The organism is Colwellia sp. BRX10-4 (genome assembly GCF_014077465.1).
In the GTDB taxonomy this organism is placed as follows: Bacteria; Pseudomonadota; Gammaproteobacteria; order Enterobacterales; family Alteromonadaceae; genus Colwellia_A.
Map to the genome: position 1 here is coordinate 1 of NZ_JACGVZ010000007.1, position 12,836 is coordinate 12,836.

The following is a 12,836-nucleotide window of genomic DNA, read 5'->3' on the forward strand; positions in this document are numbered from 1 at the left end:
AATAATGAATAATGAATAGGTTAAACTACGCTCAAGCCGGCGCACAATAGCTATCTCGGTTTGTACCCCGAAACGCCATAAAATCATAGAATTTAATACCGAAAATCATATTAATCTAATGTCCGCTTTGGTATTTACTAATCAAATAAGAATTTTTGACTTTATAGATTTCTGATGAAATTTAGAACAATTCTATTATCTTACGCAGGGCTGATTTTCATCGATTCAAATGTCGCTAGATAAGCCAAGGCTAACGTCCGGTTTCGTATCTAAGTGATCGTTAGCAAAGTGTAAAATTTACACTTTGCTATGTATCTTAAGTCGCAAAAGTTAGCGCTCTGAGATGAAACGCCACAGTCGGCAATGAGCTTAAACTTGCCCTACAAGTGAGCAGTAATTTTGGCTAATATTGCCCTAAATATGCTCCTGAATTTGTAAAGACTTAATGTCCGCAATTGGCTATAAGTGACCATTCAGTACATAGCTTAGGAGGTTTTTAAATTTTCTTATTTTTTGTGATGTTTTTTATAGTTTTCTCACGACTTTTGACGTAAATTTTTCAATTGATTTAACTCAATCTAGTTACAGCCAAGAAAATCCTGAACGAGAATTCTCATTATTAGTGAAGATCCACAGTTAATGATCACCACCGAATTTAGAACACAATTTCATGGTGCTATCGGCCATGAAGATGTGCTGAGTGATTACTGCGAGCATCAGCAATTAAAGCGACGACATAGCTTAAGCCATTGCAATAAACTCTTTGCTTGAAGACATTAAAAACAGGTGTGAATTATTAACCCAAGACTTTGGGTGAATAACCTTGCCGAAAAATTGTTATTTTGGGAGAAAATTGACTGCACCTTTCTTTAACACACAAATATATTGTCAAAATATTTCTTATAGGTGAGGACTCCATAAATATTGGAGTATGTTTATCATATTTTTAGCTTTTTACCGTGAGTGTCTATAAATTAATGGTTTAACGCCTCACTAGTTGTGCTGAATTCCTCGTAACTTTTGTTTCATAAAATCGATAAAAATGCGGTTCTTATTGGGTAAATATTTACTTTGTACATACTGCAAACAAATATCACCTTGGTAATTACCTTGTAACCGCCAATCTTCCAAAAGTGGAATGAGCTTGCCACTGCTAATGCCCTGTTGCGCGATATAATCAGGCAGAGAGCCGATACCAAAGCCCTGTTCAATAGCGTCTCGACGCATTTCACTGTGGTTAAGTAAATATGAACCAGTGACTTGTACGGTTGTTTGTTGATTTTTTTGACTAAATCGCCAACGGCTATCGGACATATTTTCACCTAAGCAAAGGCAGGGTAAATCTTTTAAATCGTCGGGGTGTTTTGGCAGCGGATGGTTAGCGAGAAAATCAGGACTGGCACATAACACTTGTTCACTGCGACCAATTTTAACGTTGACCAAAGCTTCAATCGGGCTGTCATTGATATGAATTAAGAAATCAACACCGTCATGAATAGGGTCTAAAATCCGGTCGGTTACTTTTAAATGCAATTGAATATCAGGGTAGCACTTTAAAAACTCAGCAAACAGTGGTCGCAATACGCGATTGGCGAGTGATTTTGGTGCTGCCACTCTCAACAAGCCACTAACTGTCGATGTTGTCGAGCTACTGGCATTAACGGCTTGCTCTGCAGACTCTATCATCTGTTTACAATAATTAAAGGTTAATGTTCCAGACTCTGTTAACGCTAGTTGCCGTGTAGTGCGTTGTAATAGCTTTATGCCTAAAGCATCTTCTAATCGGCTAATTTGGCGACTTACCGCTGAAGGTGTTACCCCAAGTTTTATTGCCGCTTTACTAAAGTTGCCCTGCTCAACGACAGTTACCAAAATAGCCATATCAGATAATAAGGGGATCAGTTTATTTGTGTCCATCAAGCACAAGTCCTTTTACAAATAGGTGTATTGTTTTAAATTTCTCATAGATTAACATAGCTGCACAGTAACAAGTGAGTTGCTATGAGACTATTTTAAATGATGAGAGAGAAATATGGAGTTGTTAATAAGTACTTACATGACAGAAATTATTGCGGTAAGCACCATCGCTGTTTTTATGGCAATGTTACCTGGTGCAGATTTTGTCATGGTGACTCGCACGAGTATCTATAATGGTCGTTTATCGGGGTTATATATGAGTTTAGGTATGTGTTTATCGGTTTGTATACATGCTAGCTACTCGATTGCAGGATTAGCGGTTTTGATTGCAAACTCGGCCTGGTTATTTGCGACAATCAAATATCTAGGAGCGGCTTACCTTATTTATATTGCCTGGCAGTTATTAACAACACGTGATTTATTAAATAATGATCACAACAATCAAACAGCAGTAATGTCGCCCTTAAATGCGATGCGTCGAGGCTTTACCTGCAATATATTAAATCCGAAAACATCTATCTTCTTCTTAAGTATTTTTACGCAAGTTGTTTCTGTAGATACTCCGCTAATAATGCAAGTAAGTTATGGGGTAATTATTATGTTGGCTCATTTTATTTGGTACAGCGGTGTGGCGTTATTGTTATCACACCCTAATATAATGCCTCGTTTCAATCGTCACAAACAAAAAATAGATAAAGTCGCAGGGTTCATATTGATGATAATTGCTATAAAGCTCATTTTAATGAATGCTGTTTAAGCAAGAATTGCTCTGGCGTTTATTTAGGTCTGCAAACTTATATCAGCCTTCCAGTGATTTGCCTTTGCGGTAATTTCTCTGGCAACCATAGGTTTGGTCATGCCGTAACCTTGAGTTAAATTACATCGCCTTTCTATAAGAGCTACGCCATTTTCTATTGTTTCTATGCCTTTAGCACTCTCTTTACGTTTAAATGATTTAGGTAAGGCTATTACACCCTCTAACCTGGCTTTGGCAATGGAAACGGTGCATTTAATGTATTTGATAACAGTTTGTCATCCGGTAACGGTAAGTGGTAGTAACTGATAACTATTTGCACTCTGCAGGCGTTCTTTTTATGTCATATTTTATATTCAGCAAATTGGCTTATTAAACCTCTCAAGTTTGATTTAAGTCATTAATAGCATTACATTGATTATACATGGCTAAAAAATAAACATATTTATGGATTAAATGTGGCTGAATCTTTGATATCAGAACTGAAAAGGCGAAATGTTTTCAAGGTTGGGATTGCCTACCTTGTACTTGCTTGGGTTGTTGTTAAAATTACCTCAATTGCTGTTCCAGCATTACACTTGCCTAATTGGATAAATACTGCGGTATTTTTCTTTGGTCTTATTGGTTTTCCTTTTGCTCTTTTTTTTGCTTGGGCGTTTTAAATAACCCTCGACGGTATCAAGCTTGAATCCGCGATATCATCTGGAGATTCCACTGCTGTTCTAACAGGTCGTAAATTAGATTTTATCATTATTGACCTTATGGCAATTGCCTTGATCTACTTTATTTATGAGAGTCGTTTTCAATCACCAACGGCTTCAGTATTGCCAACAGAACAAGCTGAAGTTATTGCCCAAGCTTCCATTAAAGTTAATGCAAATAATCCATTAAAGTTAATGCAAATAATCCATTAATATCAGAGCCAAAGGGAACTTCTATTGCCGTTCTTCCTTTTGTAAATATGTCTTCTGATAAAGAACAAGAATACTTTTCAGATGGTATTTCAGAAGAAATATTAAATGTATTAGCAAAAATACCGAAACTACAAGTAACCTCGCGTTCATCAGCGTTTGCCTATAAAGATACCAAGATTAATATTTCGGAAGTTGCTAAAATCTTAGGTGTAAAAACGTACTCGAAGGCAGTGTGAGAAAGTCGGGTGTAAGAGTGCGCATAACTGCTCAGCTCATCAATGCTGAAACAGATAAGCACTTGTGGTCTGAGTCATATGATCGCGAGCTTGATGACATCTTTCAAGTACAAGATGAAATATCAGCAGAAATTGTCGATGCACGAAAGGAAACCTTAGGCATATCATTAGTTAAGACAGTATCTTCTGCGCAAACGATTAACCCTAAAGCTTATGATTTATATCTGCAAGGTTTGTGGGGACTTCATACTTATACCTTTGAAAGTTTAGACAATACCGCAGCAGCTCTTGAGTTAGCAACAGACATTGCCCCTGAATTTTTGATGGCGCGCATTAAATTGGCTGAAATATATGCTCGTCAAATTATTACGGGTAGCCGCTTTGATTGGCTAATACTTGATAAGGCAGAAACGTTAATTAAAGAAGTACTTAGCATTAATCTAAACTCTGCTGAAGCTTATTTTGTTCGGTCATTAATTATAAAAACAGATCGTAAGTTACGTAATCAGTATGCAAAAGAAGCTTATTGGCTAAATCCTAATAATGTCGACATCATCATAAGGCACGCACAATCAAATGGTGCTGAAATGGGAGAAGATAACGCCAGGGCTTTATTTAAAAGGGCTCAAAAAGTTGACCCACTAAATGCTGATTTACCGTATTTTTTTGCAGTATATTTAGTACAAACATTACAAAAATATTCAGAAGTGGAACAAACGCTTAAGCAAGCTATTATGGTTAACCCGAAGAATACTTTTTATCCTTTTTATTTAGGACAAATATATGCACAACATATGGGGCAAATTGTTGATGCTATTAAGCTCGCTGAAAATGGTGCAAGGTTAGACCCTAACGACCCTTATTTTCCTCAAGCACTTTCGATCTACTATTTATCTTTGGGATCTGGTGTTAAGTCTCTTGAATATGCAGAAAAAGCAATGTCTATTAATGCCAATAACGCTGAAATTATCAATCAAAAAGTGAACAGTCTTATTTGTTTTGGGCAAACCGCTAAAGCGTTAATACTCATTAACGATACCGTCGCTGATGCTAATACGGTATATCCCAGTAAACAACTGAAAGAGCGCTTCATTACTGGTGCCGTATATTTATTACTCAAGCAGAAAAAGTTTGACGATGCAGAGGCATTGATTAACCTACATATCCCTGGGATAAATGAATGAGTTAATCAATCGCCCCCGCAACATTGAATGCTATAGAAAATGTAAATGGCATTTTGCTACTTGCCCGTGTTTATAAAGCACAAGGTCAGTTAGCTAAAGTTGAAAAGCTTGTTGATAGGGTAAAGGGACGAGATGAGTCTTTTTATTTAACAGGTCAAGCACGCTTGTTGGGTATTGAATACATGAACCTTGCTATCAGTAGCTCACTCGAAAATAACGATGAGCAGACCATTAAGTATCTCGAAGCTGCCATTGATAATGGTTATTTATATAATTGGCGTGCTAACTTATTACAATCACCTTATTTTATCAATTTAGCGCAACAGCCAAGGTTTACGGCATTAATAGGACGATTAGAAACTGAAATGCTAAAACAAATAGCGGTACTTAAGCAATAATTAAGATTTTGACATAACGATATTTATACTCTTGTCTGTATAGCGTGCAGTATTGCTATAGTTAAATCATAAGTTTTTGTGGCAGAACGTTTGGTTTATGGCTGATATCACTGAGGTGAAATCAGCCATATAATCGCCACGTGATTTTTACAGTGCGAACAATGCGATTTTTTTATTCTTCTTGTAATGCAATAGCAGCCATTTTTATAGTACTTTCAAAAGACTCTGCTTCTGCTATAAACAGGCTATTTACGCTACAAAATATTTGGTTTTTCTATTCTTCTTCTTGCAATGCAATAGCGGCCATTTTCATAGTACTTTCAAAAGTCTCTGCTCCGGCTATAAACAGGCCATTATGACAGAACATTGCATCATCAATACCGGTTACGGCTTTTAGCGCATCATCAGATAAGCCAGCCCATGCTTGAGGTAGTGATTTTCTATCTTCGAATGAACCCGGTTCAACAGGCACTGTTTGAATTCTCCAAGGACCAGAGCCAGAAGGATAAACCATATATAAAGCTTGTGCAGACAAAGCATGAACGGTTCTTTTCCATGGCGTGTATTTATCTAAAACAATCACTCTGGGATCTTCTGCATTCTCAATCGCTTTAGCAACAATTTCTTTTGCACTAATTCCGCCATTTGCAGAGGCTATAAACCGTGTCAAAATACGTGTCGCAAACTCAACCGCCTCATCAAAACAGTTATCAAAGTGACTATCTTCTTGCCAAGTAGGGTTGAACATTGAAATCGTTTGGCTAAGGCTAATCCCTTGGTTTATACCTTTAGAAGCGCCTTCGGTATAGCCACAATCAATAGCGTCAATTGTTGAAACTAGCCCTGCATCAACAGCGTTTGCTACGTCTTGGTTGCCCTGACATATTTCTAAGCCATATTTCTGCCAAACCAAGCCAAATGAAGAATAAGGAATTCCATTTTCGCGCTCACCGGCACCACCACGCTGATGGTGATCGAATCGACCTGCATCTGCGTTATATTCACCACCAACATCAATAACAATATCTGCTTTACCGATAATCTCTAAATTACGCGTGCGTATGAGGTTAAAGTTAGGAAAAATGTGCTTAAGAGCAGCGATACTAAACACGTCATCTGCATGAAAATTACCGTTGTGAGTTGCTATAGTTAAATCATTCATTTTTTATATCATTTTAGAAAGGAATAAGAAGATGTTGCTAGTTAACTTCACTATTTTGACTGGCCGACTTGGGACAACGTCAAGGTGTAGAAATTATAAGGCCGATTCTATACGAAGACAGCTCACAAAAATAGTGGGCTTTTAATAACACTAGTTTTCAATAGCGGTGCAAAAATCAATAAAGAACAATAATATCCTTGTTAATAATGTTGATTGAATCTGCGTTTAGCTAAGGGGAAACGGTAGGAGATTTTCTAAATTGGTATTAAAACGCATCATCTTCGCTGTAAACATTAACATCAAGATCACCGTCCATGCTTTCTGAAACTAAAAAAATTATCGGTTTACAGCAAACTTGGCAATCTTCAATATACTGCTGGTCTACGTCGGCTGAATCGATGAGTACTTTAATTGTTTCGCCACAATAAGGACATCCTATGCGCTTTTTAGTCAATTGATTCAATTGTTACAGTTTCCTATAATTGTTAGTAATATAATCATTTATTATCGAGAGTTATGTTAAATGATACGTGGGAAAGGTGTCATGATAAAGTCATATTCAAGCATAACGCAAGGCTATGCCTGAATACTGGTAATTAACCAAAATGATTAAAAACGATTTTGTTACCATCTAAATCACGAAAGTAAGCACCATAAAATACGTTGGGTATACGCTGCCCTGGTTCTCCATCACAAGTCGCACCTAAGGCAATGGCTTTATGATACATTTCATCACACTGCTCTTTTGAGCCCGGCGCAATAGCAAGCATATTGCCGTTACCACAGTTTTGAGGTGCTTCGTTATAAGGTACACAAATAGCGAGCATAGGCTCTTTCATACTTTTACCAATAAATATAATGCGCTCCATTTTTATTAACGTTTTAGCGCCTATAGGTGCCAAGAGTTCATTATAAAAGGCTTCTGATTTTTCTAAATCGGTTACACCGATGGTGGCATAGCTAAGCATATCTATTCCTTTTTAATTATGATTAAGGTGATTTATTTTAAGTAGAATGTTAACTACAACAGGTTAACCAAATCATGTCAATAACGCTTGTTTATTCAGATATTACGCTATTGATTTATAACACGTACAATTTGATGAATATTAGCTGTTTTTAACAATGTGGCTAACTATTTATTGGTATTTAGCAATTATTTTATCAATGCTTTTATTATCAATCATTTGTTGTAATGCTTTATTTAGCCTTGGTAAAAGTTCAAGTTTTTTTGGGTGTACACGCATCATAACTTCTACCGAGCTCACCACGTCTCCAACGACAATATTACTTAAAGTTGGAAGGTGTCTTTTCATATATTGTATTGAGGATTTACTGATAAAAATTTGGTCAACGCGTTCAGCCAATAATTGCTTAATGAGCAAACTTTCTGATTTATTTAATACTTTGTTGATGTCATTATTGGTAAATGATGCCTCAAACCTAGGATAAGTGAAGCCTCTAACTATGCCTACTTTGTGTCCAAATAAATCTCTTGGTCCTTTTACTTCAAATTCATCACCAGAGCGAAAAACAATCACTTCCTCAACACGTTCATAGGCGATGGAATACAAACCTATTTCTTTTGAATTACCGCGCCAAATAGGGTTGATTCCGGGTTCAATATCAACACGGCCAAGATCAAATTCAAGCATAGCTCTAGCGGCAGGCATTTTAACCATTATAAAAGTATCGCCGGTAATTTCTCCTATTTGATGAAATATGTCGGCAAATATTCCTGATATTGTAGCCTTGCCTTGTTGATCTATAGTAGAGATATTGTGTGGAGAATTGGCAGGATCGTAAGAAATTACCTTGTAGGTATTAGCGATGAGTGGCCATGATGTAATAAGAAGGATATTAATAAAGCATAGCTTTATTTTACAACGTAGAGTCATTTTACTTTCTTTTCAATCGGTGATCTTACAATAAACATAGCAGAATATAGCTAGTTGAGGGAATAAATCTCATGGTGAAATTATAAATATTTAATGGGCTTTAATCCTGCTAAGTTATTGGTGCTATAGCAGACAGCTTAATCGTTATAAGGTGAACTGATTAAAATGTATCGCCAAAGGGATACTGCGAAATAATAGTAATCTTCACTAAAGCTTAGCCAATATAGCCATACTTTCAAATTGTTGTTTTTTAAGTGATTGAAATAATGATAAAATATATAAGGAATAAACTTTGCAAGATAGCATTTTTATTTAATGAATAATGAGACAACCTAGCCATGAATATAAACCTTTGGGTATTTTTAAGTATCGCTGTGATTTTTTTAGTGAGTTTTTTAATTATTTTGGTATTAAGTACCAATAAAAAGAAAATAAAAGAATTAGAAGTCGAAGCGTTGAGATTAGAAAAAGCTAATTTAGAGACAGAAGTCGCGGCAGCGGTTAATAAAACACTGGGTGACCAATTAAGTCGAATAGAGGTATTGGAAGCTATTGTTACCGATAAAAACTACAACCTAAACGAAAAAATAACTCGATTATAAAGAGTAATCTTATTAATTTTTTCTGATACATTAATAGTATGAAATATTGATATATTAACGGTTAAGACAGACTGACCAGCAGATAAAATAGGTGATCAGTTAATCGCCATAGAAGGATACAAATTTCTGGCTGTTGGCACACTAAACTAAAGCATTAATGAATAAGCCCAAAGGGAGTAATTGCATTTAATACTCCTTAATAAGGATGGTTCAGAATATTCGCTGAGCTTGTTGCTAGAATAAAATCTTTGGTTAATCTTTTAGGCCAATTTTTTCTAATAAAACCATCATAGGGCACCATTTAGTAAATGATGACTGTATTAAGTTGACCGCAATAAAAGCAGTAAACCATAACCAGTTTATTGATAATGTTACGGTTAAAATAAGTGAAATAAGTATCATTGTGCCTGCTATTAGTCTTAATGCATCGTTCTTAGTCATGGTAACTCCGTGAGATTGGCATGGTTAAATTAGTATTGCATTAGATTTTGTTAAATTAGCAATTGCTAATATTTTCTATTGACAGGTCTTCTATTAATAGTGATTTAACATTTATATTAAACGATATCGATAGTTCTTAAATATAGAGTACACAGATACTCTAATAATAGGCTTAACTTGCTATGATTTTGATAAATGTATAACCAAGTTTATTGAGAAACAATTAATCACAGTGAGTGACTTTTTATATCACTGCTAATTTAAGTCACACCCGTAATATAAAGTCTCGTTTTTTCGATAACGGGTGCAGTAATTGACAGGAATTTAACCAAAGGATTGTATGTAAAAATGGTAAATATAAAATTTCAGGTACTCACCTTTTACCCACTGAACAAAATGGCATTACCTTCTTTAACGTTACCAATAGTTTCTTTAAAACAAATTGTTGGGCAATAATAAATGAATATTAAAGCCATTTATCGTTCTAGTACTTTCTTTTTTTGTTTGGTTATATTTTTTATCAGTAATGTTGTTGCGGTAGACTTACCCGTTGAAGCATTTAGTCGATTGCCAAGTATTAAATCACCAGCATTATCTCCAGATGGAAGTAAAATTGCTTATCTGAAAAATGTAGAAAATCCTGATTTAACACTCCTTATTTATATTGATTTAAAGAGCGGTGAGTTTAAGACCTTACTTCAGACAGATAATCTGACTAATCAAATAAGGTGGTTCAAATGGGCCAATAATGAAACCGTATTACTGGCGGCAAAATTCTCTAGACACATGAATACAGAAAAAGTTGATCATACTCAGTTGTTAGCGATTGATGTCGGCGCTGAACAAACAAAACAACGAAGATTAATCAATGCATCAACGATTTATAGTAGGCGACACTATTCTCAACATGAAGATAAGGTGATTGATTTATTACGCGATGACCCCACGCATATACTTATTGCTCTCGATGCTGAAAATGCAAATTTACCTAGCGTATTTAAACTCAATATAAATACTGCTAAGGCTAATAAAGTAGAAAACCATAAATTAAAAATTAGACAATGGATGACCGATCAGCAGGGCTTTGTTAGGTTAGGCAGTGCTTTAAACTATAAAACAGGAGCAGCCAAAATATTTGTCCGTAAGGGTGATAACCAAAACTGGCAGATTTTATTTCAATATAACAGCTTGGAAGATGCCCCGGTAACTGCGCTTGGTTTTGATAAAAACCCTAATATTCTTTATTACACTCAATACAATAATGATAAAAAAGCGCTTTATAAGGTTGACCTAAGTACTGATATTCATCAATTAGTTTTTGCTGATAAAGATTATGATGTTGATGGCGCACTTATTTATTCAAAAAAAACTCGTAGTGTAATTGGTATTCACCATATAAGTGGTAATATTTATTGGGATGAAAGTCGTAAGAGCCTTCAACAAAGGTTAGATAAAGCGCGACCTAAAACAACAAATTATCTTGTTGACTTTAGTGAAGATGAATATGTTTATATTTTCTATGTTGAGAATGATTACACGCCAGGTATTTATTATTTAGCCAATAGAAAAACCGGTAAAGTAAATCGTTTGATGACTCAATATCCGGCACTTAAAGGTGCTAATTTAACCGCGCATAAACTTGTTAAATACACAGCTGCGGATGGAACAACGATAGAGGGTTTTCTTAGCTTACCAACTGGCAGTGAAGGGCCAATCGCAACTATATTATTTCCACACGGTGGTCCAGGAGCTCGTGATAGTAATGGTTTTGATTATTGGAGCTCATTTTTTGTTAATAGGGGATATGCAGTATTTCGACCTAACTTTCGTGGGTCATCTGGTTACGGTTATGAATTTTCTCAAAGCCAAATGAAAAACTGGGGCTTGATTATGCAAGATGATTTAACTGATGCCACAAACTGGTTGGTTACAGAAAAAATTGCTGATCCAAAGCGTATCTGTATTGTTGGTGGAAGTTATGGTGGTTATGCGGCGGCCATGGCAGCGGTAAAAACACCTGACTTATTTCGGTGCGCCATCAGTTTTGCCGGAGTGAGCGACCTTCGAAATATTGTTTTTAAGAGTCGTTACTACACGAATAAGAAATTTGTAGAACACCAAATGGGTAAAGATGTTGACAACTTGATCGCCCGTTCGCCCTTTTATCAAGCAAAGCGAATTAATATACCTATGTTATTACTCCATGGTGCTAATGATACCGTGGTTAATGTTCGTCAAAGCCAAAGATTTTACCAGAAGCTAATCGACTTAAATAAGCCAGTTGAATATATTGAATTGGCAGACGGCGACCACTTCTTGTCTATTCAGCGTAATCGACACAAAGCTTTTACAGCCATTGACGAATTTTTGAAACAACACTTAGTCAGCCCAAAGTGATGATATATTCTTAACATGGAAATAGGCAAAAGAACTTGATTATGAAGAGTTTTATTCTTGGCTAATAAAGATTTGTCGAGTAATTTCGCACTGAATAAACTGCTACCAAAAATCTGTAAAAACCATAGGTTCATCTGTGGTTCTCAGCTAAATTAGGTAAGGGCAGTGTGATACCAGCGCCATTAAAGACGCTAAAGTTTTTCGAGCAACCCTTGTTTAACTAACTGCTAAGTCCGCTAATTCCTAAGATTAAAAGTAATAACGACAGCTATAAAACTTTTGATGGCTTTAGCGTCTTTTTAAATTCAGTGATTCGAGATGTCCAGCAAATTAATTCGCCTGAGGTGATTAATGGTTTGAAAGAGTTGGCGCCCGCACTTATTGTTTCGATACGCTTTGGTGGCATTCTAAAAGAAAAGGTTATTAATATTCCTACCAAAGGCATTATTAATCTGCATTCTGGCATATTACCTAAGTATAAAGGCGTGATGGCGACGTTTTGGGCAATGAAAAATAACGACAATAAAATAGGTACTACACTGCACACCATTGACGATGGTTCGATAGATACAGAAAAAATAATTAAGACTTCTACCGCACTAGTTAATAGAGATAAATCTTATTTATGGCATGTGCTTGAGCTTTATAAGCAAGGTGCAACCGATATTAGCGGCTATTGAAACACTTGAAAATGACGAATTACTTTGTTCTCAGCCACAAGAAAAGAGTGCTAGCTATTTTACCTTTCCAAATGAAAATGAATGTCTAGACTTTGAAAAAAGTGGATTTAAAATCATTGATGAATAAGAGTACATTGAATTTATACAACAACATTACCTGTAAGTATAAATTTTAGTTTGACTAATATGTTGTTGCAAATAAAAAGGGGGAGCATTAATCATGCTCCCCCTTAGTTTTTACTATTAATATAAT

General features: G+C 35.7%; 17 protein-coding genes. 11 read left to right on the forward strand and 6 right to left on the reverse strand.

Annotated elements, in window-relative coordinates; all coding sequences use genetic code 11:
• The first annotated feature begins 639 nt into the window (after positions 1-639).
• Positions 640-771, forward strand: a complete 132-nt coding sequence (locus tag H4J67_RS20535; protein ID WP_259368523.1) for a hypothetical protein — start codon at positions 640-642, stop codon at positions 769-771.
• Between the two features lie 222 nt (positions 772-993).
• Here H4J67_RS20535 and H4J67_RS07665 read toward each other — a convergent pair whose 3' ends face one another.
• Positions 994-1,917, reverse strand: coding sequence for a LysR family transcriptional regulator (locus H4J67_RS07665; protein ID WP_182203373.1), 924 nt, complete (start codon positions 1,915-1,917; stop codon positions 994-996).
• Between the two features lie 115 nt (positions 1,918-2,032).
• Between H4J67_RS07665 and H4J67_RS07670 the strand changes: the two genes are divergently transcribed.
• The 6 genes from H4J67_RS07670 (at position 2,033) to H4J67_RS07695 (ending at position 5,403) form a co-directional block, all read left to right on the forward strand.
• Positions 2,033-2,674 (forward strand): LysE family translocator, encoded by a 642-nt coding sequence (locus H4J67_RS07670; RefSeq protein WP_182203375.1) that lies wholly within the window; start codon positions 2,033-2,035, stop codon positions 2,672-2,674.
• A 455-nt stretch (positions 2,675-3,129) separates the two neighbouring features.
• The gene (locus tag H4J67_RS07675; protein WP_182175251.1) at positions 3,130-3,333 is read left to right on the forward strand and encodes a hypothetical protein; all 204 of its coding nucleotides are present in this window, start codon (positions 3,130-3,132) and stop codon (positions 3,331-3,333) included.
• Between the two features lie 111 nt (positions 3,334-3,444).
• Positions 3,445-3,585: a hypothetical protein gene (locus H4J67_RS07680; RefSeq protein WP_182203377.1), complete on the forward strand. Its 141-nt coding sequence runs from the start codon at positions 3,445-3,447 to the stop codon at positions 3,583-3,585.
• 47 nt (positions 3,586-3,632) lie between these two features.
• Positions 3,633-3,821 (forward strand): hypothetical protein, encoded by a 189-nt coding sequence (locus H4J67_RS07685; protein WP_182203378.1) that lies wholly within the window; start codon positions 3,633-3,635, stop codon positions 3,819-3,821.
• Between the two features lie 17 nt (positions 3,822-3,838).
• Positions 3,839-5,005 (forward strand): hypothetical protein, encoded by a 1,167-nt coding sequence (locus H4J67_RS07690; RefSeq protein WP_182203380.1) that lies wholly within the window; start codon positions 3,839-3,841, stop codon positions 5,003-5,005.
• Positions 5,006-5,028: 23 nt separating this feature from the next.
• Positions 5,029-5,403, forward strand: coding sequence for a TPR end-of-group domain-containing protein (locus H4J67_RS07695; protein WP_182203381.1), 375 nt, complete (start codon positions 5,029-5,031; stop codon positions 5,401-5,403).
• A 274-nt stretch (positions 5,404-5,677) separates the two neighbouring features.
• Here the strand turns inward: H4J67_RS07695 and H4J67_RS07700 are convergent, their stop codons facing one another.
• The 4 genes from H4J67_RS07700 to H4J67_RS07715 all read right to left on the reverse strand — a co-directional run bounded on the left by H4J67_RS07700 (position 5,678) and on the right by H4J67_RS07715 (position 8,463).
• The gene (locus tag H4J67_RS07700; protein ID WP_182175258.1) at positions 5,678-6,565 is read right to left on the reverse strand and encodes an MYG1 family protein; all 888 of its coding nucleotides are present in this window, start codon (positions 6,563-6,565) and stop codon (positions 5,678-5,680) included.
• A gap of 265 nt (positions 6,566-6,830) precedes the next feature.
• A complete protein-coding gene (locus H4J67_RS07705; RefSeq protein WP_070375466.1) occupies positions 6,831-7,028 on the reverse strand; it encodes a CPXCG motif-containing cysteine-rich protein in 198 nt (65 codons plus the stop codon).
• Positions 7,029-7,161: 133 nt separating this feature from the next.
• Entirely contained in the window at positions 7,162-7,533 is a 372-nt protein-coding gene (locus H4J67_RS07710; RefSeq protein ID WP_182175260.1) for a VOC family protein, read from the reverse strand.
• A 171-nt stretch (positions 7,534-7,704) separates the two neighbouring features.
• Positions 7,705-8,463 (reverse strand): ABC transporter substrate-binding protein, encoded by a 759-nt coding sequence (locus tag H4J67_RS07715; RefSeq protein WP_182175262.1) that lies wholly within the window; start codon positions 8,461-8,463, stop codon positions 7,705-7,707.
• Positions 8,464-8,801: 338 nt separating this feature from the next.
• Between H4J67_RS07715 and H4J67_RS07720 the strand changes: the two genes are divergently transcribed.
• Positions 8,802-9,065, forward strand: a complete 264-nt coding sequence (locus H4J67_RS07720; protein ID WP_182175264.1) for a hypothetical protein — start codon at positions 8,802-8,804, stop codon at positions 9,063-9,065.
• A gap of 252 nt (positions 9,066-9,317) precedes the next feature.
• Here the strand turns inward: H4J67_RS07720 and H4J67_RS07725 are convergent, their stop codons facing one another.
• Entirely contained in the window at positions 9,318-9,506 is a 189-nt protein-coding gene (locus tag H4J67_RS07725) for a DUF2892 domain-containing protein (protein ID WP_182203383.1), read from the reverse strand.
• Positions 9,507-9,965: 459 nt separating this feature from the next.
• On the opposite strand from H4J67_RS07725, the gene H4J67_RS07730 reads away from it, so the two are divergent.
• From H4J67_RS07730 to H4J67_RS07740, 3 genes are all read left to right on the forward strand, one after another.
• Positions 9,966-11,903: a S9 family peptidase gene (locus H4J67_RS07730; RefSeq protein WP_182203385.1), complete on the forward strand. Its 1,938-nt coding sequence runs from the start codon at positions 9,966-9,968 to the stop codon at positions 11,901-11,903.
• A gap of 308 nt (positions 11,904-12,211) precedes the next feature.
• Positions 12,212-12,583 carry a formyl transferase gene (locus H4J67_RS07735; protein WP_310740547.1) on the forward strand — a complete coding sequence of 124 codons (372 nt, stop codon included), beginning with the start codon at positions 12,212-12,214 and terminating at the stop codon, positions 12,581-12,583.
• Positions 12,540-12,710, forward strand: coding sequence for a hypothetical protein (locus tag H4J67_RS07740; protein ID WP_310740549.1), 171 nt, complete (start codon positions 12,540-12,542; stop codon positions 12,708-12,710). The genes H4J67_RS07735 and H4J67_RS07740 overlap by 44 nt, the downstream gene beginning before the upstream one ends.
• The last annotated feature ends 126 nt before the right edge of the window (positions 12,711-12,836 follow it).

Excerpts from the sequence above, each read along its gene's own strand:
- H4J67_RS20535 (WP_259368523.1), top strand. The coding sequence starts at position 640 with ATGATCACCACCGAATTTAGAACACAATTTCATGGTGCTATCGGCCAT.
- H4J67_RS07720 (WP_182175264.1), top strand. The coding sequence starts at position 8,802 with ATGAATATAAACCTTTGGGTATTTTTAAGTATCGCTGTGATTTTTTTA.
- H4J67_RS07670 (WP_182203375.1), top strand. The coding sequence starts at position 2,033 with ATGGAGTTGTTAATAAGTACTTACATGACAGAAATTATTGCGGTAAGC.
- H4J67_RS07725 (WP_182203383.1), bottom strand. The coding sequence starts at position 9,506 with ATGACTAAGAACGATGCATTAAGACTAATAGCAGGCACAATGATACTT.
- H4J67_RS07665 (WP_182203373.1), bottom strand. The coding sequence starts at position 1,917 with ATGGACACAAATAAACTGATCCCCTTATTATCTGATATGGCTATTTTG.
- H4J67_RS07700 (WP_182175258.1), bottom strand. The coding sequence starts at position 6,565 with ATGAATGATTTAACTATAGCAACTCACAACGGTAATTTTCATGCAGAT.
- H4J67_RS07730 (WP_182203385.1), top strand. The coding sequence starts at position 9,966 with ATGAATATTAAAGCCATTTATCGTTCTAGTACTTTCTTTTTTTGTTTG.
- H4J67_RS07715 (WP_182175262.1), bottom strand. The coding sequence starts at position 8,463 with ATGACTCTACGTTGTAAAATAAAGCTATGCTTTATTAATATCCTTCTT.
- H4J67_RS07710 (WP_182175260.1), bottom strand. The coding sequence starts at position 7,533 with ATGCTTAGCTATGCCACCATCGGTGTAACCGATTTAGAAAAATCAGAA.
- H4J67_RS07685 (WP_182203378.1), top strand. The coding sequence starts at position 3,633 with ATGTCTTCTGATAAAGAACAAGAATACTTTTCAGATGGTATTTCAGAA.